This window comes from Corynebacterium pilbarense (assembly GCF_026930265.1).
Classification (GTDB): domain Bacteria; phylum Actinomycetota; class Actinomycetes; order Mycobacteriales; family Mycobacteriaceae; genus Corynebacterium; species Corynebacterium pilbarense.
The window spans coordinates 1-24455 of the sequence record NZ_JANRML010000017.1 but is presented as its reverse complement, the minus strand read 5'-3'; the positions used below and the strand labels follow the sequence as shown (position 1 = coordinate 24455).

20 protein-coding genes are annotated in these 24455 nt (G+C 66.7%); 4 read left to right on the top strand and 16 right to left on the bottom strand.

Features of this window, described 5'->3' with window-relative positions; translation table 11 throughout:
* Position 1: 1 nt before the first annotated feature.
* The 6 genes from NUW87_RS10290 to NUW87_RS10265 form a co-directional block, all read right to left on the bottom strand.
* Positions 2-715 (bottom strand): type 1 glutamine amidotransferase, encoded by a 714-nt coding sequence (locus NUW87_RS10290; protein WP_269028424.1) that lies wholly within the window; start codon positions 713-715, stop codon positions 2-4.
* A complete protein-coding gene (locus NUW87_RS10285; RefSeq protein ID WP_269028423.1) occupies positions 708-2006 on the bottom strand; it encodes a MurT ligase domain-containing protein in 1299 nt (432 codons plus the stop codon). Before NUW87_RS10285 ends, NUW87_RS10290 begins: the two co-directional genes overlap by 8 nt.
* A 10-nt stretch (positions 2007-2016) precedes the next feature.
* Entirely contained in the window at positions 2017-3009 is a 993-nt protein-coding gene (locus tag NUW87_RS10280; protein ID WP_269028422.1) for an exonuclease domain-containing protein, read from the bottom strand.
* Between the two features lie 14 nt (positions 3010-3023).
* Entirely contained in the window at positions 3024-4277 is a 1254-nt protein-coding gene (locus NUW87_RS10275) for a hypothetical protein (protein ID WP_269028421.1), read from the bottom strand.
* A 56-nt stretch (positions 4278-4333) separates the two neighbouring features.
* On the bottom strand, positions 4334-6145 hold the full coding sequence (leuA, locus tag NUW87_RS10270; protein ID WP_269028419.1) for a 2-isopropylmalate synthase: 1812 nt from the start codon (positions 6143-6145) through the stop codon (positions 4334-4336).
* 180 nt (positions 6146-6325) lie between these two features.
* Positions 6326-7177, bottom strand: a complete 852-nt coding sequence (locus NUW87_RS10265; protein ID WP_034996911.1) for a DMT family transporter — start codon at positions 7175-7177, stop codon at positions 6326-6328.
* Positions 7178-7267: 90 nt separating this feature from the next.
* Between NUW87_RS10265 and NUW87_RS10260 the strand changes: the two genes are divergently transcribed.
* Together NUW87_RS10260 and NUW87_RS10255 are read left to right on the top strand one after the other, a co-directional pair.
* Entirely contained in the window at positions 7268-8533 is a 1266-nt protein-coding gene (locus tag NUW87_RS10260; protein ID WP_269028418.1) for an aspartate kinase, read from the top strand.
* 12 nt (positions 8534-8545) lie between these two features.
* Entirely contained in the window at positions 8546-9571 is a 1026-nt protein-coding gene (locus tag NUW87_RS10255) for an aspartate-semialdehyde dehydrogenase (protein ID WP_269028417.1), read from the top strand.
* 109 nt (positions 9572-9680) lie between these two features.
* Here the strand turns inward: NUW87_RS10255 and NUW87_RS10250 are convergent, their stop codons facing one another.
* Genes NUW87_RS10250 through NUW87_RS10210 form a run of 9 tightly spaced genes read right to left on the bottom strand, consistent with a single transcriptional unit; the run spans position 9681 to position 18339 of the window.
* Complete coding sequence (locus tag NUW87_RS10250) at positions 9681-11195, bottom strand: YkvI family membrane protein (protein ID WP_269028416.1); 1515 nt, start codon at positions 11193-11195, stop codon at positions 9681-9683.
* 25 nt (positions 11196-11220) lie between these two features.
* Positions 11221-11796 (bottom strand): YdhK family protein, encoded by a 576-nt coding sequence (locus tag NUW87_RS10245; protein WP_269028415.1) that lies wholly within the window; start codon positions 11794-11796, stop codon positions 11221-11223.
* A 24-nt stretch (positions 11797-11820) separates the two neighbouring features.
* Positions 11821-12360 carry an RNA polymerase sigma factor gene (locus NUW87_RS10240; protein WP_269028413.1) on the bottom strand — a complete coding sequence of 180 codons (540 nt, stop codon included), beginning with the start codon at positions 12358-12360 and terminating at the stop codon, positions 11821-11823.
* 12 nt (positions 12361-12372) lie between these two features.
* On the bottom strand, positions 12373-12708 hold the full coding sequence (locus NUW87_RS10235) for a Na+/H+ antiporter subunit G (RefSeq protein ID WP_269028412.1): 336 nt from the start codon (positions 12706-12708) through the stop codon (positions 12373-12375).
* Positions 12709-12710: 2 nt separating this feature from the next.
* Positions 12711-12977, bottom strand: coding sequence for a cation:proton antiporter (locus tag NUW87_RS10230; RefSeq protein ID WP_269028411.1), 267 nt, complete (start codon positions 12975-12977; stop codon positions 12711-12713).
* A 3-nt stretch (positions 12978-12980) separates the two neighbouring features.
* Entirely contained in the window at positions 12981-13418 is a 438-nt protein-coding gene (locus tag NUW87_RS10225; protein ID WP_269028410.1) for a monovalent cation/H+ antiporter subunit E, read from the bottom strand.
* Positions 13418-14965 (bottom strand): monovalent cation/H+ antiporter subunit D family protein, encoded by a 1548-nt coding sequence (locus NUW87_RS10220; protein WP_269028409.1) that lies wholly within the window; start codon positions 14963-14965, stop codon positions 13418-13420. Before NUW87_RS10220 ends, NUW87_RS10225 begins: the two co-directional genes overlap by 1 nt.
* Positions 14965-15426, bottom strand: coding sequence for a cation:proton antiporter subunit C (locus NUW87_RS10215; protein WP_034996923.1), 462 nt, complete (start codon positions 15424-15426; stop codon positions 14965-14967). The genes NUW87_RS10220 and NUW87_RS10215 overlap by 1 nt, the downstream gene beginning before the upstream one ends.
* A 3-nt stretch (positions 15427-15429) precedes the next feature.
* The gene (locus tag NUW87_RS10210) at positions 15430-18339 is read right to left on the bottom strand and encodes a DUF4040 family protein (protein WP_269028408.1); all 2910 of its coding nucleotides are present in this window, start codon (positions 18337-18339) and stop codon (positions 15430-15432) included.
* A gap of 137 nt (positions 18340-18476) precedes the next feature.
* Here NUW87_RS10210 and NUW87_RS10205 point away from each other — a divergent pair, with 137 nt between their 5' ends.
* Both NUW87_RS10205 and NUW87_RS10200 read left to right on the top strand, forming a co-directional pair.
* Positions 18477-19865: a hypothetical protein gene (locus NUW87_RS10205; RefSeq protein ID WP_269028406.1), complete on the top strand. Its 1389-nt coding sequence runs from the start codon at positions 18477-18479 to the stop codon at positions 19863-19865.
* Positions 19866-20045: 180 nt separating this feature from the next.
* A complete protein-coding gene (locus NUW87_RS10200; RefSeq protein WP_269028405.1) occupies positions 20046-23276 on the top strand; it encodes an alkaline phosphatase in 3231 nt (1076 codons plus the stop codon).
* An 87-nt stretch (positions 23277-23363) separates the two neighbouring features.
* On the opposite strand, the gene NUW87_RS10195 is transcribed toward NUW87_RS10200, so the two are convergent.
* Positions 23364-24110 (bottom strand): hypothetical protein, encoded by a 747-nt coding sequence (locus NUW87_RS10195; protein WP_269028403.1) that lies wholly within the window; start codon positions 24108-24110, stop codon positions 23364-23366.
* Positions 24111-24455: the final 345 nt, after the last annotated feature.

Sequence of the window (24455 nt, the reverse complement as noted above, 5' to 3'; positions counted from 1 at the left end):
ATTAACGCAGGCGCTCCTCGCGCAGCTTGGTCACCGCGTCGAGCTCAAGCGGCTGTAGCTCCGCGAGCGGGATGTCCAACGCGCGGGCGATGAGCAGGTCCGCCAGCTGCGGGTTTCGGGCCAGCGCCGGGCCATGCATGTAGGTGGCTATCACGCTGCCTTGCACCACACCGTCGACCTTCGCGTCGCCGTTGCCGACGCCGCGGGTCACGCGCCCCAACGCAGACGCGTCCGGGCCGAGCACGGTTGCGCCCATGTGGTTTTCGAAGCCGGTCAACGGCTCGGAAAGCTCGGCGGTGACACCGGCGCGGGTGGGCTCGGAGGCGAGTTCGCCGGTGGCGCGGCGCGAAAGCGGGGTGGTGGTGACGTCGAGAAGCCCGACGCCCTCGGCCTCCTCGCCGTGCGCGCGGAACGTGTGGCCGAGCACCTGCAGGCCCGCGCACACCGCGAAGATTGGCCGGCCGTCGGCGGCCGCGGACTGCAGACCCGGGGAGGCGCTCAGACGCGCCGCGGCGAGTAGTTGGGCGGAGTCTTCGCCGCCGCCGAGGGTGTAGAGGTCGTAGGAGGGCGGGATGTCGTCGTGAAGCAAAACGCGCTCGATGGACGCCTCGATGCCGCGGCGGCGCGCACGCTCGCGCAGGACAAGGGCGTTGCCGTCGTCGCCGTAGGTGCCCAACACGTCGGGCAGGACGAGGCCGATGGTGAGTTTAGGCACGGTAGTCCTCCTCCTTGGTCAGCGCGCGGCGCAGGTTGAGCAGCGCGGTGTAGTTGGCCAGCACCTCGACGCGCCCGGGCGGGCAGGCGCGGATGGCGGCGATCGCGTCGTGGATGGTGTCGTGGTCGATGCCGCCGTAGGTGAGGCGTACGGCGAGGTCGGTGGCGCGCTCGCCGGCGGCGACGACGTGGGTGTCACCGAAGTCCTCAAACTTGACGTCCCAGAGCCAGGAGACGTCTTCGCCGTCGCCTTGTTGCGCGTTGACGGCGATGACCACCCCGTCGGCGTCGCGGTCGACCATGGACAGCGCCTCCTGCCAGCCGGCGGGGTTTTTGGCCAGCAGGAGGTGGACGTCGCGCTCGCCGAGGTGGACGGTGGTGTAGCGGCCGGCGACGTTGTCGACCTCAGCGGCGGCGTGTACGGCGGCATCGAGGGGGACGCCGAACGCTTCGACGGCGGCGGCGATGGCTTGGGCGGCGTTGCCTCGGTTGGCGCGGCCGGGGAGTTTGAGCTCAAGCTTTGCGACGCCCTCCGGTCCCACCAACGTTTCCCCCTCGACCGCGTACTTGGGGGTGGGGCGGCGGAATTCGCGGCCGTCGGGCAGAGGGTCGACGGCGTACCAGTCGCTTTCGCCCGTGGCGTTGTCGTCGTGCGCGACGGAGGAGCGCACGACGTGGCCGCCGGAGCGGGGGTTGGTCACGGAGTCGCCGGTCCAGCCGGCGCCGGCGGAAACCCAGACTACGTTCGGGTGGTCGTAGGCGATGGAGGTGATCAAAACGTCGTCGCAGTTGGCGACGACGGTGGCCTCCGGGTGGGCCATGACGGCTGCGCGCAGGGCGCGTTCGATGGAGTTGATCTCGCCGACCCGGTCGAGCTGGTCACGGGTGAGGTTGAGCAGTACGAACGCTGTCGGCTGCAAACGCTCGGCCACCTTGGGCACGTGCAGCTCGTCGCATTCGAGGACGATGGCGTCGGCGTCTTTGCCGGCGAGCAGGGCGGAGATGATGCCGGCGTCCATGTTGTCGCCGCCGTCGTTGGTGGCCACGTTGTGCTTGGTGCCGACGGCGCCGGCGAGCATGTGGGTGGTGGTGGATTTGCCGTTGGTGCCGGTGACCAGGACGGCGGGGCGGCCGCCACCGAGGGAGGCCATGATGTTCGGGTCGATCGCTGCGGCGACGAGGCCGCCGATCATGCCGCCGGCTCCGCGGCCGGTGGCGCGCGAGGCGGCCGTGGCCAGGTTGGCGGCGGTGGCGGCTACCGCGGTGCGGATGCGCGAGATGGGTCCTTGCATGCGGACAAGGCTACTCCGCGGATTCCATCTGGCCGACTAGCCGTGCGAATTCTTCCCCGGAGACGACTGGGATTTCTTTGCGGTGGGCGTGCATGGCTTTTCCGCGCAGCTCAGCGCCGCGCTCCATGGCGTCGGAGACGGCGACGGAGGTTTCGCGGGTGAGCTTTTCGCGGTAGGTCAGCCCTGCGCGCACGCCGGCGTCGATGAGGTCGTCGGGGTCGAGGGCGATGTCGTCGGAGACGACGAACTCCATGCCGCGCAGCAGCCCGCCTTTGCCGAGGCGCCCCGGGTTCGCGCCGACGGCGGGGGCTTTTTCCGCATCCACGCGTATCGACGAGCGCTGCAACCCGAATGCGTCCGGCGCCAGATCCTCGGGGTTGAGCTCGACGAGCCCGCCGGGGGCGAGCTGGAGGTGCATGGCCACCAGTTTCAGGGTTTGGCCGCGTGAGAAGTCCGTTTCGGGCTCGCCGATGCGCTCGGTGGAAGCGGTCGGCGGGGTGGACGCTACGCCGACGAGGTTGGCCACGGCGTTGATGCGGGTGTCCACCGGGATGTGGCTCTGCCGGCGGGCGGTGGCGAGCAGGTCCACGATCGCGGTTGGCTTGGGGACGTGGCCGACACGCTGGCGGCGCCTGTTGCCGCGGCCGCGGCGCGAACGGTTCGCCCGGGCCGCGGCGTTCATGGCGCGGCGCGCCTCGGAAACAATGTATCCCCAGGTGACGGGGGAGTCGTGGGTGACTACCACGCGGCCGTCGAGAAGCTTGTCCAGCGTGCGCAAGAAGCGGGAAAAGCGTGGGGCTTGGGCGAAGTCGTGCGGGGTCAGGCCGTGGGTGTGGGCGGGGCCGGGATCGGTGGCGGGGTTAACTACGGCGTGGAACTCCTCGCCCACGCGCCCGGCGACGTCGAACGTGACCGCGTCGATGGTGAGCAGGCGCCCCGTCGACGGGTGAATCCCCGTGGCCTGTGTAAACAGCGCCACGTAGGGGTAGTCGTTCTCAGTCATCGTTCCAAGGTAGCTTACGGCTCGGCTACCTCGTACAGGGGCTGATCCAGCCTGGTGTTGGAGCGCACCTTCAGCCCGCCGATGGAGTATTCGTACTGCTGTTGTTGCGGGGCAGGCGCTGGCGCGGGAGCAGGAGCGGGGGCGGGGGCGGGGGCTGGCGCAGGCTCGGGTGCCGGGGCTGGCGCGGGAGCGGGGGCGGGGGCGGGTGCCTGCTGACGCGGCGCCGGTGCGGGTGCCGGGGCAGGCGCGGGCGCACGCTGCACCGGGGCTTGCTGTGGCTGCGGGGCAGGCGCGGGCTGCTGGACCTCCACCACCGGCTCCGGGGCCTTCTCCGGCAGCGCGGTGCTGAACTGAGAGGTCGACTCCGAAGGTTCGGTGGGCTCCGTCGGCTCAGTGGTCGCCGTTGGCTCAGTTGACTCGGTAGAGCTGCTCGGCTCCGAGACCTCCGTGGTTTCCCGGTACGCCGAGGTGGAGTCGCGCTGCATGCTCGACGGTGAGCTCATCACCACGGTGCCGATGCCAGCCAGCACGAGCGCCACGACCGTCGCGGCGATCAGCGGGCCGCGGACCGTGCTCGGCTCGCGCGTGGCGTCCGTCGGGGACTCCTCGGTGTCCGCCGCCAGAGCCGCGGCTTCAGCGTCCACGGTGGCGAAGAAGTTCGTGCCCGGGTGCGCTACCTCCACCTCGCGCACGACCGGCGGAAGCGGGGAGATAGAGATGTCGTCGCCTTCGATCGGGCCTGCGATGACGGCTAGTGAGGTGCCGCCTACCACCGCGGTGGTGTAGCCGCGCGCCACCGCGATAAGCCCGCGGTCCTCTAAACGCCGCAGCGTTGGGGTCAGCGCCTCGCCGGCGGCCGGGTCCAGCTCGCCGACAATGTCGCCGTCGACGCACAGCTCGATGTCGCCGGCATCGTCGAAACCCATCGACACCAGCACCTGCGCCGGCGCCTCCACCGGCAGCTCTTCGTGCAGTTCAGCCACGTAGCGCTCGCCAGCGGGCAGCAGTGCCCAAGGCTCGCGCGGCGGGGTGTTCACTGGCAGCACCTGACCCGCTGGCGGCAGTACAACCGCACCGCCGTCGGTGGCCACCACCGGGGTCACGCCAGCCGCGGCCAGCTGGGCCAGCTCCGCGTCCTCCACCGAGCCGACGACTTCACCGTCCACCACTACGTCGAGGTCCGGGGTGAGGGTGGCCGAAGGGGCGTTGATAGGCAAACGCTCCACGGGGAGGCGACGGGTGCCCGCAGGCACCTCGTACATAGCCATCACGCAACCTCCCGCTGAAATGTGTGGTCAAGTCACGCAAGTATAGCGCGCGGGGGCTAGTTTGCGGCAGTCGAGCGGTTGACCGCCGAGACGATCGCCTCCAGCGACGCGCGCGTGGTCGACCCGGCGATACCCACACCCCACGCGGAGGTGCCGTCGACGTCCGCGTGGATGTAGCAGACCGCGTCCGCGTCGTCGCCGGCCGTGCGGGCGCGCTGCGAGTAGTCCTGCACCTCGAAGTCGATGCCGACCTGCTCCAGCGCGTTCGCGAACGCCGCGATCGGGCCGTTGCCGGTGCCCGCGACCTCGCGGGACGCGCCCTCGTAGGCCACCGTCGCTGCGACGCGGGTGTCCTGGCCTTCCTCCTCGGCGGCGTCGATGCGGTAGTGTGCCAGCTCCAGCGGCGAATCCAGGTCCAGGTAGGTGGTGGCGAAGACGTCCCACATGTTCTTCGAGTTGACCTCGCCGCCCTCCGAGTCGGTGATGTTTTGCACGATGGCGGAAAACTCCGGCTGCATGGCGCGCGGCATGTTGATGCCGTGGTCCGTCTTCATGATGTAGGCCACCCCGCCCTTGCCGGACTGCGAGTTCACGCGGATCACGGCCTCGTAGGTGCGGCCGACGTCTTTCGGGTCGATGGGCAGGTACGGCACCTCCCAGGTGGTTTCGCTCAGCTCTTCCCAGGTGACGTCGGAGCTGGTGGCGTCCGGGCGCACGGTCTGCGCCAGCGCGTCCAGCCCCTTATTAATCGCGTCTTGGTGCGAGCCGGAGAACGCGGTGAAGACCAGGTCGCCGCCGTAGGGGTGGCGCTCCGGCACGCGCAGCTGGTTGCAGTACTCGACGACTTCGCGGATGCGGGTGATGTCGGAGAAGTCGATTTGCGGGTCCACGCCCTGGGTGAGCATGTTCAACCCCAGGGTGACCAGGTCGACGTTGCCGGTGCGCTCGCCGTTGCCGAACAGGCAGCCCTCGATGCGGTCGCCACCGGCCATATACCCCAGCTCGGCCGCGGCCACACCGGTGCCGCGGTCGTTGTGCGGGTGCAGGGAGATGATGATGGACTCGCGGTTGTTCAAGTTGCGGTGCATCCACTCGATGGAGTCGGCGTAGACGTTGGGGGTGATCATCTCCACCGTGGACGGCAAGTTGATGATCATCGGGTTCTCCGGCGTCGGCGCCATGACGTCCACGACCGCGTCGCAGACTTCCTTGGCAAAGTCCAGCTCGGTGCCGGTGAAGGACTCGGGCGAGTACTCCCAGCGCCAGTTGGTGTCCGGGTAGTCGGCGGCGATGGTCTTGATCAAGGCGGCGGCGTCGGTGGCCAGCTTCTTAATCGCGTCGCGGTCCTTGCGGAAGACCGCGCGGCGCTGCAGCTTCGAGGTGGAGTTGTAGAAGTGCACGATGACGTTCTTCGCGCCGGCGCAGGCCTCGAAGGTGCGGCGGATCAGGTGCTCGCGAGCTTGCACGAGGACCTGGATGGTCACGTCGTCGGGGATCATGTCCTGTTCAATGATCTCGCGCACGAAGTCGAAGTCCGTTTGAGAGGCGGACGGGAAGCCCACCTCGATCTCCTTGAAGCCCATTTCCACCAGCAGGTTGAACATGCGGCGTTTGCGTTCGGGGCTCATCGGGTCGATTAGCGCTTGGTTGCCGTCGCGCAGGTCCACGGCGCACCACTGCGGCGCGCTGGTGATTTTCTTGTCGGGCCAGGTGCGGTCCGGCAGCTGGATGTCTTCGACTTCTTCGGCGAAGGTGAGGTAGCGCTCTACCGGCATCTGCGAGCCGCGCTGCTTGTTCCACGCGGGCTGGCCGTCGCCTCGCGGGCCGGAGGGGGTTTGGATCTCGCGGGGTGCGAAAAAGTCGGTCATTGGAGCTCTCCTTTGTTGGGGGTGTTCCACGGCCGGCCAACAGAAACTCCGCGACGGGGTGCCGGCCGTGTTAGTTGGCCTGATTCCCGCCGCGGCGTAGAAGGAGAAGCGCCCTGTGCGACATGTGGCACACCTTACGTCAGGCAGGTGTTGTCGCGCGGGATTTATATCCACCCGCGGTCATCGGATGGATACGCGTGTAAGCATTGCGGCGGAGACGAGCATCACGCCTATCGACGTCCCAACGGCCGCCCACCCGGCAGCCGAATCAACACGGAAGGATTCTCCGAGCAAAAACACGCCCAGGGAAAACGCGACGAGCGGCTCGATGATCTTCGACGCCGGAAGCGAGGTGGCCAGGTTGCCCGCGGCGAACGCGTATTGCTGCACGACCGTGCCGGCCGTGGCCGCCAGCAGCATGGCCCACAGCTGCCACGTGGCCAGCAGGCCGGGCACGCCGCCGTGGACGAAGCCGTCGACCGCCACTTTGGAAAACACGGCCTGGTAGCCGTACATGGCGCCGCAGGCGGAGCCGAAGATGAGGGCTTTGCTGGCCGGGGGACGTCGAGAAGCAATGGCGTAGGAGGCCGCGATGATCGCGACCGCGGTGCCCACGACAACACCCCACTCCCAGGTGGCGGGGTCGCGCTCGCCGGGCAGCGGGCGGCCGAGTACGACCACCCCGCCCACACTCGCGGTCAGCAGCACCGCCCAAAACGCCTCCGCGGTGTGCATATGGCGCTTGTCCGCCCACGCCGAAAACAGCAACGTGAGCATCAAAGACAGCGCCAGGATCGGCTGCACCACCAGCAGGGACCCGAATGCCAGCGCCGCCGCCTGGAAGCCGTACGCCACAAACGCGATGCCCATCGACGCCCACCACGCCGGGCGTTTGATGGACTGCATGGGGGAGTCGTTGTTCTCCCCCTCCGAGGCGCCCGCGCGCATGATGCGGTGGCGCCACACGGTCCCCGCCGCCATGGTCGCGGCCGAGATCAGCGCGAACGCGACGGCGAGAAAATTGTTGTGCACGGTGAATGATATTAACTCGAGTGGCTGAAACGACGGTTTTGGGACGCTATTCTTGAACGCTGGAATGCACCCAGATCCGCGGAGGTACGAATGGCACTGATCGTTCAGAAATACGGGGGCTCCTCCCTGGAAAGCGCGGAGCGGATCAAGGCCGTCGCCCAGCGGATCGTGGACACGCGCCGCGCCGGCAACGACGTCGTGGTGGTCTGCTCCGCCATGGGCGACACCACCGACGAACTGCTCGACCTCGCCGCCGAAGTCAACCCCACCCCGCCCGCGCGCGAAATGGACATGCTGCTCACCGCCGGCGAGCGCATCTCCAACTCGCTGGTGGCCATGGCGGTGCACGCGCTGGGGGAGAAGGTGCAGTCGTTCACCGGCTCCCAGGCCGGCGTGATCACCACCGAACGCCACGGCAACGCCCGCATCCTCGAAGTCACCCCGGGGCGTGTGCAGGAGGCAGTCGACGAAGGCAAGATCGCCATCGTCGCCGGCTTCCAGGGTGTGAACCGTGAAACCAAGGACGTGACCACACTCGGCCGCGGCGGCTCCGACACCACCGCCGTGGCCCTAGCCGCGGCGATGGGCGCCGACGAATGCGAGATCTACTCCGACGTCGACGGCGTCTACACCGCCGACCCGCGCATCGTGCCCGACGCGCGCAAGCTGGACAAGCTCTGCTTCGAGGAGATGCTCGAGCTTGCCGCATCCGGGTCCAAGATCCTGGTGTTGCGCAGCGTGGAGTACGCCCGCGCGTTCAACGTGCCCATGCGGGTGCGCTCGTCTTACAGCACAGATACCGGCACCCTGGTGGCCGGAGCATTGGAGGATATCCCCATGGAAGAAGCAGTACTTTCCGGCGTGGCCACCGACGACTCGGAGGCCAAGATCACCATCCTGGGCATCAAAGACGAGGTCGGCGAGGCCGCCAAGGTCTTCCGCGAGCTCGCCGACGGCGAAGTCAACATCGACATGGTGATCCAGAACATCTCCAACTCGCACGACAACAAGACCGACATCACCTTCACCCTGCCCAAGGCTGACGGCGCGCGCACCATGGAGAAACTGCGCGTCCTGCAGGCCACCGAGGGCTGGGAGGATTTGAGCTACGACGACCAGATCGGCAAAGTCTCCCTCGTCGGAGCCGGCATGAAGTCCCACCCGGGGGTCACCGCCGACTTCTGCGACGCGCTGCGCGACGCCGGCATCAACATCGAGATGATCACCACCTCCGAGATCCGCATCACCGCCGTGGTGCGGCAGGCGGACGTGGCCGAGGCCGCGCGCGCGATCCACACCAAGTTCGACCTCGGCGGCGACGAGCCGGCCGTGGTCTACGCAGGCACCGGACGTTAGAAAGAGGTTTCAATGACCACCCTTGCAGTCGTCGGCGCCACCGGCCAGGTCGGCCGCGTGATGCGCGACATCCTCACCGAGCGCAACTTCCCAGCCGACAAGGTGCGCTTCTTCGCCTCTCCGCGTTCCGCGGGCACGACCCTCGAATTCCGCGGCGAGGACACCACCGTCGAGGACCTCACCCAGGTCACCGAGGAATCCGTCGCCGACGTCGACATCGCGTTGTTCTCCGCCGGCGGGTCCACCTCGCGCGAGTGGGCGCCGGTGTTCGCCGCCGCGGGCGCGACCGTGGTGGACAACTCCTCGGCGTGGCGCAAGGACGACGAGGTCCCGCTGATCGTCTCCGAGGTCAACCCGGAGGCCGCGCGCGAGCTGCCCAAGGGCATCATCGCCAACCCGAACTGCACCACCATGGCGGCGATGCCGGTGCTCAAGCCGCTGCACGACGCGTTCGGCCTGACCACCCTCCGCGTCGCGTCCTACCAGGCTGTCTCCGGCTCTGGCCTGGCCGGGGTGGAGGCGCTGGCCACCCAGGTCGAGGAGTTGGGGGATCCGCGTGGGCTGGTCCGGGAGGACGTCGAAAAGCCAAGCGATCTCGGGCCGTACGTGGAGCCCATCGCGTTCAACGCGCTGCCGTTTGCGGGCTCGCTTGTCGACGACGGCTCCGCCGAAACCGACGAAGAGCAGAAACTGCGCAACGAATCGCGCAAGATCCTGGGGATCCCGGAGCTGAAGGTGGCGGGCACGTGCGTGCGCGTGCCAGTGTTCACCGGCCACACGATGGTCGTGCACGCCGAGTTCGAGCAGGCCGTCACCCCGCAGCAGGCGGAGGAGACCCTGGCGGGCGCGCCGGGCGTGAAAGTGGTGGACGTGCCGACGCCGCGCGCTGCGACCGGCATCGACGAGTCTCTGGTTGGCCGCATCCGCCAGGACCAGTCCGTCGACGGCGGCCGCGGGCTCGTGCTCGTCGTCGCCGGCGACAACCTGCGCAAGGGTGCGGCGCTAAACACCATCCAGATCGCCGAGCTTCTGGTGTAGCGCGGCGGCGCTGACAAATCCCGCCGCCCGTTTGTGCCGACCAGGCACGATAAAGCCCCACTGACAGATTCCGCCGGGGAACGTCAGTGGGGCTTCGGCGTTGAAAACACTACAGCTTTGTGGAGCCGGTGCCCTTCGCGGAAACAGCGGTGGAGCCGCCGGTTTCCTCCACAGCGTCTTCCGCCTCGTTGGCGTCGCCGCCCAGGCTGTTGTCCGGCCCGGCTGCGGCCTCTTCGGCCTCTTCTGCGGCGATCATGTCGTCGACGGTGCGGTCGTTCCACGGCTCGTCGGGGTTGGCCGCGTACTCGTCGGCGGAGACGGGGTCGGTGTAGGAGACGTAGACGACGTCGGAGGGATTGTCGATGTCGTCCTCCTCGAACTCGCTCTCCTCGTCGTCGATCAGCTCCTGGGCGACTTCCTCTTCGAGGGCCTCGACGAGCTCCTCTTCGTCCACGTTGGACTTGGCGGTGAGGTACTCCAGCTCGCGCTCGTCGTTTTTGGTGAAGCGCTCGGCCGGGTCCATCTTCTTGCGGGTCAGCTCAAGCGCGCGACGGCGGCGGTCGCCTTCCTTGCGCAGCTTCGGGATGCCGCGGATCCACGCGAGCGTCATCACGACGATGAGCAGCAGGCCAAGGTAGCCCAGGATCGGGTAGACGGTGGACACGAGCTGCTGGAAGCCCACGAACGACAGCACGAAGCCGATCAGGCAGGCGGAGATGAAGATGATGCGGAACTTGTCTTCGCGGCCGCGGGAGAGGCGCTTGCCCAGGGCGAAGAACATGCCCAGGCAGGTGGCGAAAATCATGCCGAAGATGACCAGGGACATGATCAGGCCCATGGTGGGGTTGATGTCCGAAATCAGGGCCAGAAGCGGCATGTCCTGGCCTTCGACGGTGTCGATCTTGACCAGCAGCGCCATGGCCAGCAGCATGAGCATGACCAGGTAGCCGATGCCGCCGAAGAGGCCGCCGAGGCCGGCTGCGCGGGTGTCTAGCTGGTTGCCGCCGATGACCAGTGCCATGGACACCACGCACATGACGTTCAGGCCGGTGTAGTTCAATGCGGAGATCCACCAGTTGGGCAGGGAGGTGTCCACCTGCGCGGCCGCGGCGTTGAGCGCCTCCCAGTCCGGGTGGGAGTTGATCAGCGTCCAGCCGCAGCCGAAGATGACAAAGATCAGCAGAAACGGGGTGAGTGCGCCGATGGCGCCGGTGACTTTGTCCACGTCGAGCATGCCGAATCCGATGGTGGCGGCGAGCATGAGCACCGCGCCGATCCACACGGGGATGCCGAACTGCTGGTTCAGGTTGGCGCCGGCGCCGGCGAACATGACAAACCCGATGGAGAACAGGGTGACGATGGTGGCGATGTCCAGGATCCAGCCCATCACCTTCGAGGAGATTGAGCCGAGGACTTCCATGTGCTCTTTGGCTTGGAAGAACGAGCCGAGCTGGAGAATGGTCACACCGGCGATGAGCATGAGCGCGGAGCCCAGGACTGCGCCCCAGAGGCCTTGGGTGCCGAAGGCGGAGAAGTACAGCATCGCTTCCTGGCCGGAGGCGAAGCCGGCGCCGACGACGGTGCCGATGAAGGCGAATGAAATTAAGAGTGCGTTCTTCAACATAGTGTGATCAGTCTATTCAAAGGTTCTACTTGGGCTGGATTTCGCTTTCGACGACCCACTTGTGCCGCTTCATGGTCATTTCCGGCGAATCGATGTCGACCATGTAGACCGTCTCGTCGGTGGCGGAGTCGATGGTCGCCTCCGCGCCCTGCATGCCGGACATGTGCTCGGCGGTGATCGTGGCCGTGTCGCCCGCGCCAAGCTTCTCGCTGCCAACACCGTCGAGCTCTTCCTGCACGACCCACTTGTGGTTGGTCACCGGGTCGCCGCCGTCCGTGGGGGTGTAGGACACGGCGTAGGCGGTGGTGTCGAAGACGCCGGAGATGGTTGCGGTGGCGCCGTCCATGCCGGGCATGTGGTCGGCGGTGAGCGTGACTTCGGTGCCCACGGGGTAGGTCGGGTCGGCCGCCTCGGCGATGCCGGCCGGGGCAGGCCCGCCGTCCGCCGGGTGGTCGTGCCCACCGTGCCCACCGTGGTCAGCTTGTTCAGCGGGGTCAGCGTGCTCTGTGGGGGCGTCGTCGCTTTCCGACGCACACCCAGCCACCGACAGAGCCGTCACCGCCGCAAGGGTGGTCAGTGCAATTGATCGAGAGATACGCATGTCTTCAACTCTAGCTCTACCCGCCTAGTTACTCCCGGCAACCAGATCCCTGCGTGCCCGAGCAACGCGGGATCTGATGGTGCCGACGCGGACTCCGGCGATGCGGGCGGCTTCCTCGTAGGTGTAGCCCATCACTTGCGTCAGGACGAGGGCTTCGCGGCGTTCGGGCGGTAGCTCGTCGAGAAGCGAGCGCGCATCGATGACGTCGCCCCAGGTGTTGGGGTTGTCGGGGCTGGGGTTGGCGGCGGCGACGTCTTCGTATTCGGCGGCGGATTTGCGGGGGCGGGCCATGTCGTGGCGCACGGAGTCGACCCAAGCGCGGCGCGCGAGTGACAGCAGCCAGGTGCGCGCGGTGGAGCGGGCCTGGAAGCGAGGCAGGGAGCCGAGGACGCGCAGGTAGGTCTCTTGCGTCAGGTCGTCGGCGTGCTGGGGGCCGGCGAGGTGGGCCAGAAGGCGCCACACGTCGTTTTGGGTGAGCCGGATGAATTCGGTGAGCGCGTGTTTGTCGCCACGGCCGGCGCGCAGTGCCAGGTCCGTGACGTACGCGTCGTCGCTAGTGCTCACAAGCTCATTACGTTAGTGGTTGCGAGGTTCGGCGAAGGTGGTTTTGTCGGAGACGGTCACGCCGTACAGGGAGCGGCCCATGATGAAGGACGCGACGGAGCCGACGATCCACACCGCGAAGATGGCCAGCACGGCGCGGATGAAGTCATTGAGGTCGAAGCCGGTGGTGGTCCAGGAGTGGATGAGTTTGGCCACGATGAGGATGGGAAAGGCCACGACCACGAGCGGGCCGAGCAGGTTCACGCGGGTCAGCGCGTCGGGGGCGCGCAGTTGCAGGATGGTGGTGGCGACCACGCAGATGGTGGCGACGATGACGAGGGCAGCGACGATAATTTCGGCGATGGTCATGTCTAGCGGCGTCCTCTCGAGATGATGCGGGCCATGGAGATCGTCGGGATCACGCCGCACACTAGGCCGGCGAGCAGCGGGATTTCGTAGGCGATGGCGGACGAGTTGAACAGCGTCCACACCAGGAAGATGGCGATCATGGCGTAGAAGATCATGTCGGCCATCACGGCGCGGGAGAGCTCATCTTTGGTCAGGATGACCCCGGCCAGGGAGATCAGCAGGCTGACCGCCATGATGATCAGGCAGACCTGCATGATTGTGGTGAACATGGTTTACACCATCCTTTCGGCTGGCGGCACGTGGTCGCCGTGGTGGTCTGGGCCGTGGTCGACGTAGGGTTCCCAGGCCACGGTTTTCGGGTCGATGGGGCTTTTGCTTAGCGACGGCCGAAGGTGCTCCTCCATATCCGCCAACCCCGCAATGACCTCTTCCGGGTCCGAGCCGAACGCCGCCTGCACCAGCAGGGTGAGCGGACCGTTGTCGCTGACGGGGTGGCGCAGCCCCAAGGATAAGGTGCCCGGCGTTGCGGTGATGGAGGTGGAAAACCAGAACACGTCCCAGTCGGTGTTTATGCGCAGTGGGTAGTAGATGACGATGGGGTCGAACTTTGTGGCCGGGTTGAATGCCTTGGCGACGGCGTCGAAGCCGGCCACGAAGATCTCTTTGGCAATCCAGATGGCGTATCCCACGCCGTGGAAGAAGCTTCGCATTAGTTTTCGCCTCCATTGGTTTGGGCGCCGAAGGTGTCGCCGGGTGCGGGGACGCCGATGGGGTCCTCGCCGAGCACGGCGGTGGTGTAGGCGTCAACGTCGAGCAGGTCGTCGACGGCGTTGGTGGTGATGTCCCACATGTGGCCGGCGAAGATGAACATGCACAGCGACATGACCATCAGCACTGCGGACGGCAGCATGAAGCTCACGCGCACGTTGAGCGCCTCGGGGTAGTTCTGCATCGGCCTGCCCCAGAACACGCGCTGCCACATGCGCATCATGGACAAAAGCGCGCCGAAGGAGGCGACGATGATGGCGGTGATGGCCACCCAGGAGCGCCAGTCCCCGGCGGAGGCGGCTGCCAGCACGACGGTGACCTTGCCGAAGATGCCGGAAAACGGCGGGAAGCCCACGATGGAAAACGCGCCGGCGACGAACACGGCGGACGTCCACGGGTCGCGCCGGGCGATGCCGGAGAGTTTCGCCATGGTGCCGGTGCCGTAGGTTTCCTCAATCGCGCCGGAGTTCAGCACCAGCGCGGCGATGGTGATCATGTGGTGCAGGGTGTAGAGCAGGCCGGCGGCGAGGGCGTAGCGTGCGTCGTCGTTAGTAAAGGCCAGCATGATCAGGATGAACGGCATGCCGTTGACCATCTGGTAGGCCAGCACGCGGCGCATGGTGGCTTCGGCCAGGCCGGCGAAGCCGCCGATGATCATGGAGATGACCATGACCACGATGAGCAGCGTGTTCCAGCGCGGGTCCATGTCGAACATGATCACCCAGATGCGGAACAGCATGTACACGGCCACTTTGGTGTGCAGGCCGGAGAACAGGCCCATCACGGCCGCGGAGGTGGATGGGTAGGTGCGCGGCAGCCAGGTGTAGACGGGGAACACGCCGGCCTTTGCGGCGATGGCGATGACGACGATGCCGGCGGCCACCGTCGCCGGGCCGCCGCCCGCGGCCACGCCCTGCAGCGACGCCAGGTTCACGGCGCCGGTGACGGCGTAGAGGTAGCCCACGCCGAGCACCAGCATTGTCGACGCCGCCAGGTTCACCAGCACGAACATGCGCGCGGACAACAGGCGGTGGCGGGTGCCCGTCATGGCGATCAGACCGTAGGACGGCAGCAGGCACACCTCGATCATGACGAAGAAGTTGAACAGGTCGGCGGTGAGCAACGCGCCGGAAACACCGGTGATGAGCACGAGTGACAGCGGCACGTAGAACCGGGACTGGGTTTCGCCGACGACGATGGCGAACCAGTTGGACATCAGCGCCACGATCATGGTGGTCACGATCATCACTGCGGAGAACGTGTCGGCGGCGAAGGAGATGCCCACGCCGCCCTGGTACAGGCCGATGACGTGGCCGACAGTGCCGTGGTCGCGCGTGTAGCCGTAGAGCCACACGCCGAGGGCCAAGTTGATGGCGGGGATGAGGATCGCCAGGGCGTCGTTGAGCCACTTCCAGGGGCTCAGCGCCGTGACCGCGGAGACGATCAGCGGCAGCGCCACAAATACGGGCAGGATTGCGTCTACGGCCATTAGTCGGTCACCCTCAGGCTTTCGTTGTCAACGTGGCTGATCTCGCGTGCGCGGATCTCTTCCAGCTTCTTCTGGTTCAGGCGCGCGTTGCGGCCGGCGGTGGACAGGGCCGACGGGCTCAGCCGCATCTTGGAGTAGCCGGCGTCGGTGCCGGTGGGCAGCTCCGCGGTGTCGTCGTTACGCCCCAGCGCGGAGAGCATGAGCAGGATCGTGGTGGTGGCCATCGCGATGACGATGGCGGTGAGCACGAACGCCTGGGGCAGGGGATCGCCCATGTCCTCGAAGGGCACGCGCGACGGGAAGGCTTCCCCGCGCCACGCGCCGACGCCCGCTGCGAGCAGGGTGAGGTTTGAGGCGTGGCCGAACAGGGACATGCCGAAGATGACGCGCACCATGCCGCGTTGCAGGACCAGGTACACGGATCCCGCGACCAGGACCGCGATGGTAAGTGCCATGACCATGGGTTAGTGCTCCTTCGTGATAACCGGTTGCGGGTCGTGCGCCGGGTTGATCGGGTCCGGGTGCGCGTCCACGGGGTTTTCGGGGTGCATGGGCTCGGGGATGCTCGGCAGCGGGTTGTCCGCTTCGTCTCGGGTGTAGTCCAGGTCCGACAGGTCCATGCCGGGGCGCAGGTAGCCGCCGAGCGCGTTGATCGCGGCGGTGACCATGCCGAGCACGGCGAGGTAGATGCCGAAGTCGAAGATCAGCGAGGTGGTCATGTGCTCGCCGGCGATCTCGCCGTGGATGGCGTACATGAACCCGCCCTCGATGAAGCCGAGGAAGCCCGAGGAGATCGCGATGATGATGCCCCAGCCGGTCAGGCGGATCGGCGTGAAGTTTTCCACCACGTCCGCGTCCGCGCCGCGCGACAGGTAGTTGATGGCGAACGCCGTGGCCATCACAAGCGCTGCGACGAAGCCGCCGCCGGGGTCGGTGTGGCCGCGGAAGAAGATCAGCACGGACAGCACCACCAGCACCGGTGCGACCAGGGCCGCGGCCTTGCGCAGCGGGATGGAGTTGAGCTGGGACTGGCCGAACGGGCGCGGGCGGGTGCCGGCCTCGAACATGTGGCGCGGCATGGAGCTGACCACCGCGGCGATGACCACGGCGCCCATGCCGAGCACGGACAGCTCGCCCAAGGTATCGACGCCACGGAACTCCACGATGATCACGGCGACGATGTTGTCCGCGCCGGTGACGTCGCCACCTTCGGTGAGGTACCACTCGGCCAGTTGGGAGCGGTCGCGGCGGCCGGTCAGGCCGTAGACGCCGAAGAAGGTGACCACGCCCGCGATCAGGGCGAAGATGGAGGCAAGAGCCTTGCGACGAGCCTTCGTCTCCGGGAACATCCGCGGCTGGTAGCGAAGCACCACCAGGATGACCACCACGGTCAGCGCCTCCACGAGGAACTGCGTCATGGCCACGTCCGGGGCGCCCAGCAGGAACATCTGCAAGGTCATGCCCACGCCGACGGTGCCGAGCAGCACGGCGGAGGCGAGGCGGGAGCGGGTGAAGACCATGCCCAGGACGGACATCGCGATGATGGCGAACGGGATGAGGTCCCACCACACGTCCAGGCCTTCGGCGCGCGGGGCCGGGGTGACGCCGTCGATGCCGTCGGTGAGCACGATCACGCACAGGCCCATCGCGGTGACGGACGCCAGCAGCGGGAAGAGGTGGCGCGACGGGTTGAAGCCGTCGGCCAGCGAGCCGAGCTGTTTGCCCAGGTCGGACAGGCTGCGGGTGAGCCAGGCCAGCACCTCGGTGCCGTCTGCTGGCAGAAGGTCCTTGTTGCCCAGTGCTGCGAAGACGCGCTTGCGGAAGAACACCACGAACACCACGCCAGCGACCAAAACTGCCACCGACACCAGGAATGGCGGGGTCACGCCGTGCCAGAGTGCGAGGTGGGTGGCGAAGCTGTCGTCGCCCGTCACAGCCCGCACGCCTGCGGAGACGGGGTTGTCCACCCAGAACAGCACAAACGGCAGCACCGCGGAGGTCAGGCCGGGCAGCGCGGCGGGCAGCCAGAGGGCGGTGGGGGCTTCGTGGACGTCGGGGAGGTCCTTTGGTCCGTCGATAAATGCGCCGAAGACGATCTTCGCCGAGTACACGAAGGTGAGGAACGCGGCGATGCCGGCCACCGTGAGCAGGAGCGCGCCGTAGGGGGATTCGTGGAAGGCATCCAGGATGGATTCCTTGGACACGAAGCCGAACAGCGGCGGGACCGCGGCCATGGATGCGGCGGCGACAACGGTGGAGGCGAACGTGAACGGCATCTTGTTGTAGATCGGGCCCAGGCGGCGCATGTCGCGCGAGCCGGCCTCGTGGTCCACCACGCCGATGAGCATGAACAGCGAGGACTTAAACAGCGCGTGCGCCAGCGTGTGCGTCAGCGCAGCGGCGAGCGCAACCGGGGTGCCGATGCCGATCGCGGCGACGATCCAGCCCAGGTGGGACACCGTGGAGTACGCGGTGAGGTGCTTCAGGTCCGTCTTGGTGATGGCGAACAGCGCGGACATCAGTGCGGTGAACAGGCCGGCGGTGACAAGCAGGTAGTTCCACGCGGCGACGTCCGAGAAGATGGTGGAAAAACGTACCAGCAGGTAGATGCCGGCCTTGACCACGGCCGCGGCGTGCAGGAACGCGGAGACCGGGGTGGCAGCGGCCATGGCCTCGGGCAGCCAGAAGTGGAACGGGAACTGCGCGGCCTTGGTAAACGCGGAAAACGCGATGAGCAGCGCGACTACGACGGTGACGCGGTTGTCGCCCCACACGTCGGAGGCGAGGATGTCCTGCAGACGTGTCGTGCCGGTCTGCGCGGAGGCCACGGCCAGGCCAGCCAGCAGCGTCAGGCCGCCGAAGAAAGTGAGGATCAGGGTGCGGTAAGACCCAGCCTCGCCGGAGGAACCGGAGCGCGCGATGAGCAGGAACGACGCGATGGAGACGAGCTCCCAGGCGATGAACAGCAACACGGCGTCGTCGGCAAGCACCAGCAGCAGCACCGACAGGGTAAACGCCGTCATGATGGTGTAGAAGCTGGTGTTGCCGTCGCGCTCGGGCAGGTACGCGGCGGAGTACAAAAAGACCACGCCGCCGATGACCAGCGCCAGCAGCGCGAAGAAGATGCCCAGCCCGTCTGCGCGCAGCGCGAAGTCCACGGATGTGCCCGTGCCCATCACGTCGCGCGCCCATTCCACGGACCATTCAAGGTCCGTGCCGCGGGAGACTTCTGTGAACTTGGAGCCCAGCACGGCCGCGGCGGCGAAGAGGATCGCCGCGAGCGGGTACCCGGCCTTCTTGTCTATGACTCGCACGAGGATCGGTGAGAGCACCACCGTCGCTGCGACGAGCCCGATGACAAGGGGAAGTGTCATGGTGAACCCATTTCATTCCATGGTTTTGGCAAGAACCCTTACGACAGTATCAAGGCTGCCGACACGGTTCTAACGGTGAGCATTCCTGGCGGTGCGCCTCCCGCAGCAAGACCCGTGCGGGTGCTAAGAACAGTGCCATGAAATCGGGCAACGCGTGGCGGTTGGTGTGTGCGCTTTTGGCGCTGGTAGTCGGGGTGTTTTTGCCCATGAATCCGGCCGACACGTGGGCGAATGCGGGGCGCGATGCTGAGGTTTCGGGTGCCCCGCAGGTCGGCCCGGACAATCTCGGCGACGCGCGCCGTGCCGCCGGTGAGGCCGGGCAGCAGGCGAAGGTGCTCAAGGAGGGCGCGGGCCAGCTCGCCGCGGGCATCGGCGAGGCGCAGGGGCAAACTCAGCAGCTTATCGACGCCCTCGCGGCCGCCCAGTCCGGATCCCAGCAACTCGCCGACGGCATGGTCCAGCTCCAGGCCGGTACTGGCCAGTTGGGCGCGGGCGCGACGCAGCTGGCGGATTCCATCGGCGAGGTGGTCGGCCAGGTCTCCGGGTTTGAGGCGGTGCGCGGCCAGGTGGTCAGCGCGATCGACCGCTCCCTGGAGGAACTTAAGGGCGCGAAAGACCCGGAGGCGGTGCAGGCCCGCGAGTCGCTGAAGGACCTGCGGGCCCAGGCAGAGACCGCGCAGCTGCCGCCGGACGTGGTGGCAAAGATGAACCAGCTTCGCGACGGCTCCCGCGACCTGGCCAACCAACTCGCGGTACCGGGCTACGGCTACCACGACGGTATATATACAGCCACCAACGGCTCCGCCGAGCTGGCCGCGGGCTTGCGTGAGCTGCAGGCGCAGACCGGGCAGGCCACCGGCGGCATCGATGAACTCGTCGCCGGCGTGGAGAAGATCAACCAGATGGCGGGCATGAACGCCGACAAGGTCGGCGCGGTGCGCTCGGCCCTGCCAGTGCCGGCTGCGGCGCCGGGTGCCACAGAGAACGCGCCGGCCGGCTCCACGCTCGCACCGGTTGCCGCGATGCTGCTCGCGGCGATGGCCGTGCTGGGCGGCACCGCGCTCGCGGCGGCGGCGTGGTTCGCTGCCCGCGGCCAGTGGTGGATCCTGTGCGTCGGTTCCGTGCTTTTTGCCGCTGCGGGCACCATCCTGGCCGGTGTGATCGGATCCGGGTTTGACGTGCAGGAATACGGGGTTGCGTTTGTAGGCCTGCTGCTGGGCACGCTCGCAAGCGCGGGGCTGGCATCTGTGTTCAATGGAGTATTCGGCGCTGGGGTTGGTCTTGGCGTGGCCGGCCTGCTCGTCTTGGTGCAGACCGGGTTCGTCGGCTGGGTGTGGCGCACCGCGGCCACCGCGCAGGTTGACTCTGTGTGGGTGGCGTTGTCGCAGGCAGCGCCGATGCACTGGGTGTCCACTGCCGTGTCGGCGGGAGGCAACGGCGGCGATTACCGCGGCATCGTCTCGGCGGTGCTGTTGTCCGCCCTGCTTGCGGTGGTGGGCCTGGTTGGGGCACGGGAGCGTCGTTAAGCAAAAGGAACGCTGCTAGTTGAACACCGATTTCACTTACCTGCAACACATATAGGGCCGGGGAGCTGCGCCGATGCGGGCGTAACCTGAAATTCACCTGGATGTAGCCTTCTGTACGCAACCTGGGAGTAGCTTGCGGCGTGGTTATAAAAACCGTCCCTCTCACCTCAAGGAAGTCTTATGCGTTTCTCATCCAAGGCAGTTGCAGCTGTCGTCAGCGTCTCCGCGCTGGCGATGGCGAACCTGCCGGTTTCCCTCGCTCAGTCCGCGGAGCAGGCGTTCAACGGCAAGGACACCTGCATCACCATTGATTCCGAAGGCAACGCCGTCGCGCCCCAGCCGGGCGATTGCACCCAGTTCGGCAAGGGCGGCCAGGGCAATTCCGACGCCCAGGCCCGCAACGTCATTTTCATCCTGGGCGACGGCATGGGCCACCAGGAGATCACCGCGGCGCGCAACTACCTCAAGGGCGCGAACGGCCGCTTCGAAGGCCTGGACGAGCTCACCGCGTCTGGCGCGTACACCACCTTCGCCGTGGGCAAGGACGGCAAGCGCCAGTACGTGACCGACTCCGCCGCGTCTGCGACCGGCTGGTCTACGGGTGGAAAGACCTACAACGGCGCGCTGTCCGTGGACATCACGGGCAAGCCGCACGAGAACCTCGTGGAGATGGCCAAGAACGCCGGCATGCGCACCGGCAACGTCTCCACTGCGGAGATCCAGGATGCGACCCCGGGTGCGATGCACTCGCACATTTCCAAGCGCGGCTACTACGCACCGTCCGGCGACGCGAAGCCGGTCAAGGGTGCTGAAGCTCGCGAAAACGGCGGTCTCGGCTCCATCTCCGAGCAGATCATCGATACCCGCGCCGACGTCACCCTGGGCGGCGGCCGCAAGTACTTCGACGCTGAGGTGCTTGAGGGCGGCGAGAACCGCAACCCGTTCCTGGCTGAAAAGAACGACGGTGGCGCCGACTGGGAGGCCGACAAGTCCGTCCGCGAGAACGCGATTGCCAAGGGCTACCAGGTTGTAGACGACAAGCAGGGCCTCGAGGGCATCACCGTCGCGAACCAGGACCAGCCGGTGCTCGGCCTGTTCCACGACAAAAACATGACCCGCAAGTTCGAGCAGACCGTGCCGGTGAAGTCCGATGGCACCACCGAGCCCGAGGTCTGCAAGGAAGCTGATCGCGGTGACGAGCCGTCCGCGGCTGAAATGACCAAGAAGGCCATCGAGCTTCTCGACGATCCTTCGGCGGACAAGGGCTTCTTCCTGCAGGTCGAGTCCGCATCCATCGACAAGGCGGACCACGCGGCCGACGCCTGCGGCATGATCGGCGAGACCGAGCAGATCGACGAGGTGATCAAGGAGGCCCTGGACTTTGCCAAGGCTGACGGTGAGACCATGATCGTCGTCACCGCCGACCACGCACACACCGCCGAGATCATTCCGGACGGGCGCCCGTCCGTCTCTGCTGTGACCCGCCTGCAGTCCCCGAAGGACGGCGGCGCGGTCATGTCCGTCGGTTTCGGCACCCAGCCGTGGTTGGATGAGAACGGCAACCCAGTTTTTGACAAGAAGGAAAACGGCGACCCGTTCGACACCCCGGGCTTCTCCATGATGCACACCGGCACCCAGGTGCGCATCGCAGGCTTCGGTCCGGGTTCCGAGAACGTCAACGGCCAGCTCGACCAGACCGACGCCTTCTACGTCATGGCGAACGCGCTCGGACTCAACGGCGGCACCGACGGTGGCCAGAAGCCGTGGAAGATCAATAAGGACAACAAGGTCGTATCCCTGGCCAACCGCTCCAAGGCGAAGCCGGGCGACGAGCTCTGCTACCTCGTCGCCGCTGGCGAAGCTCCGAAGGTGGGCGACTGCGCCCAGTTTGGCAAGGACGGCCAGGGCATCGACAACGCCAAGGCGAAGAACGTCGTGGTCCTGATCGGCGACGGCACCGGTGATTCCGAGATCACCGCAGCCCGCAACTACCTGAAGGGCTCCGCTGGCCGCTTCGAGGGCCTGGACAACCTGGACTATACCGGCTACCTGACCACCTTCTCCCTGGATAAGGAGACCGGCCTGCCAAACTACGTGGCAGACTCCGCCGCCACCGGTACCGCATGGAACTCCGGCGTGAAGTCGTACAACGGCGCCATCGGTGTGGACAACGCCGGTAAGCCGGTCGCCACCATGGGTGAGCTGGCCAAGGCCCGCGGGATGAAGATCGGCAACGTCTCCACTGCCGAGATCCAGGACGCCACCCCGGCGGCCTTCGCCGCGCACGCGCTCGACCGCTCCTACTACGCACCGTCCGGCGACAAGAAGGTGGCCAAGGGCGATCAGCTGCGTGAAAACGGCGGTTTGGGCTCCATCTCGGAGCAGATCGTGGACCTGCGCGCCGACGTCACTCTCGGCGGCGGCAGCAAGTACTTCGACACCGAGGTCGTTCAAGGCGGCAAGTGGAACGCCAGCGGCAACACCTGGACCGCCGGCAAGTCGGTGTTGGACAACGCGAAGGACAACGGCTACCAGGTGGTGACGAACGCGTCCGAGCTTGAGGCCATCGCCGAGGCCAATTCCGACAAGCCGGTGCTGGGCCTGTTCTCCGAGGGCAACATGCCGCGCGTGCTCAACCAGTCCATCCCGACGACCGACGGTGGCGACCAGCAGCCGGCGACCTGTGTGGCGAACCCGGAGTTCACCGAGGAGACCCCGCGCTTGGGCGCGATGACCTCCAAGGCGCTGGAGCTGCTGCAGAACGACAACGGATTCCTGCTCCAGGTCGAGTCCGCGTCCCCGGACAAGGCCGACCACCAGGCGGACGCCTGCGGCCTGATCGGTGAGGTTGGTCAGCTCGACGAGGCCGTCCAGGCTGTGCAGAAGTGGGTCGAAGAGACTGGCGAGGAGACCCTCATCGTCGCCACCGCCGACCACGCCCACACCGCGCAGATCACCTACGACAACGCCAACACCGCTGGCCGCGTGACCCAGCTGACCACGGTGGATGGCTCCACCATGGCCGTCAACTTCGCCACCTCCAAGACAAACGAGGACGAGGACGCCCTCGGTGGCCAGCAGCACACCGGCGCGCAGCTGCGCGTCGCGGCATCCGGCCCGGGTGCGGCGAACGTGACCGGCCAGATCGACCAGACTGACCTGTTCTTCCTGGTCAATAATGCTCTCGGCATCGAGAGCATTAACCACGGTCTCACCTTCGACACCACGATGACGCCGGTTGAGGCCCAGCCGGAGGGCGATTCCGAGGGCTCTGCGCAGGGATCCTCGACCACCAGCCCGTGGCTGATCGCCGTGCTGTCCATCTCGGGCATCATCGGCCTGCTGTCGCTCATCTCGCTGCTCTTCCCGTTCCCGATCGATAAGGTGCTTGGCCCGATCGCGAAGCGCTAAACGCCTCACGCTTATCGACGCCACGTCCCGTCCACCCCGCAATTCTTAAGGGGTGGGCGGGATGTGTCATTGACGCGGCTCTTTGGACTACAAGCCGGGCATGCTTATGCCGGGCAGGTTAATGCCCAGCATCGGCAACGCCGCCGCGATGCCAGCCAGCGCCAACAGGGCAGCGATTACGCCACCAACGATGGCGGCGACGTTCGGGGTATCCTTCATGTCGCCCGGCTTGGTCTTATCCAGCGCGATGGGGGCAGTGGGGAAGTCCAGCTCCTTCACGTCGCCGCTGGCGCAGGAGGTGGCGGCCGCGGCGTTAGCTTCGTCGATAAGCTGCTGGTTCATGAAGAGCATGCCGCTGGGGGTTGCGGACCATGCCTCGTAGAGCTCGGTGCCCTCGGTGAACGGGGCTTCAGCCATCGGCGTGGTGGAGGGGCCGACCATCCACGCGTCCACGTTGACGCCCTCGAGGGTGGTGGCGGTGGTCGGTTCGGTCTCGTCGAGCATCCGCAACGCATCGGTGTACGGCTTGACCAGCTCTGCCAGCAGGATCTTGGAGTAGTCCGGCGCCTCGCCTTTGAGAGCGGACTCGTTGGCGGCCATGACACCCGGGTAGACCGTCTCCACAGCGGCGATGAAATCGCGGGCGCGCTCGTGCGCGCCGATCTGCTTGGCCTGGTCGAAGGTGTCCATGATGAACTCCTTCTCCATGTCCGTGAGGGTGACGGCGCAGTTCCCGCCCGCGTCCTTCTCGCCGACGGTGGCGGCGTGTGCCGGGGCGGCGACGGCGCCGAGCGCGATCGCGCACGCGGCGGCGCTGGTGATGATGCGTTTCATATGGACTTCCTTGAGGTGTAGGTGTGTACTCGAAGCGGTACACGCACCAGTTTGATGGGGGCCATGTTGCAAGAGCGTTAACGCGGAGGGTGAGCATGCACCCCGACGCCCCCAAATGCGAAAAACCCGCCTTGAAAGGCGGGTTTGTGTTGGTCGGGATAACAGGATTTGAACCTGCGACCTCTTCGTCCCGAACGAAGTGGAACTGCCGGAGTGTGTCGTCTACCTCGTAGTTCACGTTTGTTCGGGGCTCTCTTGCGTGTCTCGTTGAGGGTGTCCGATTCTTTGTGTGCGGGGGCTTGGTTTACAAGTAGTCCGCGAATCGGTCGGGGTAAGCCACGGCTA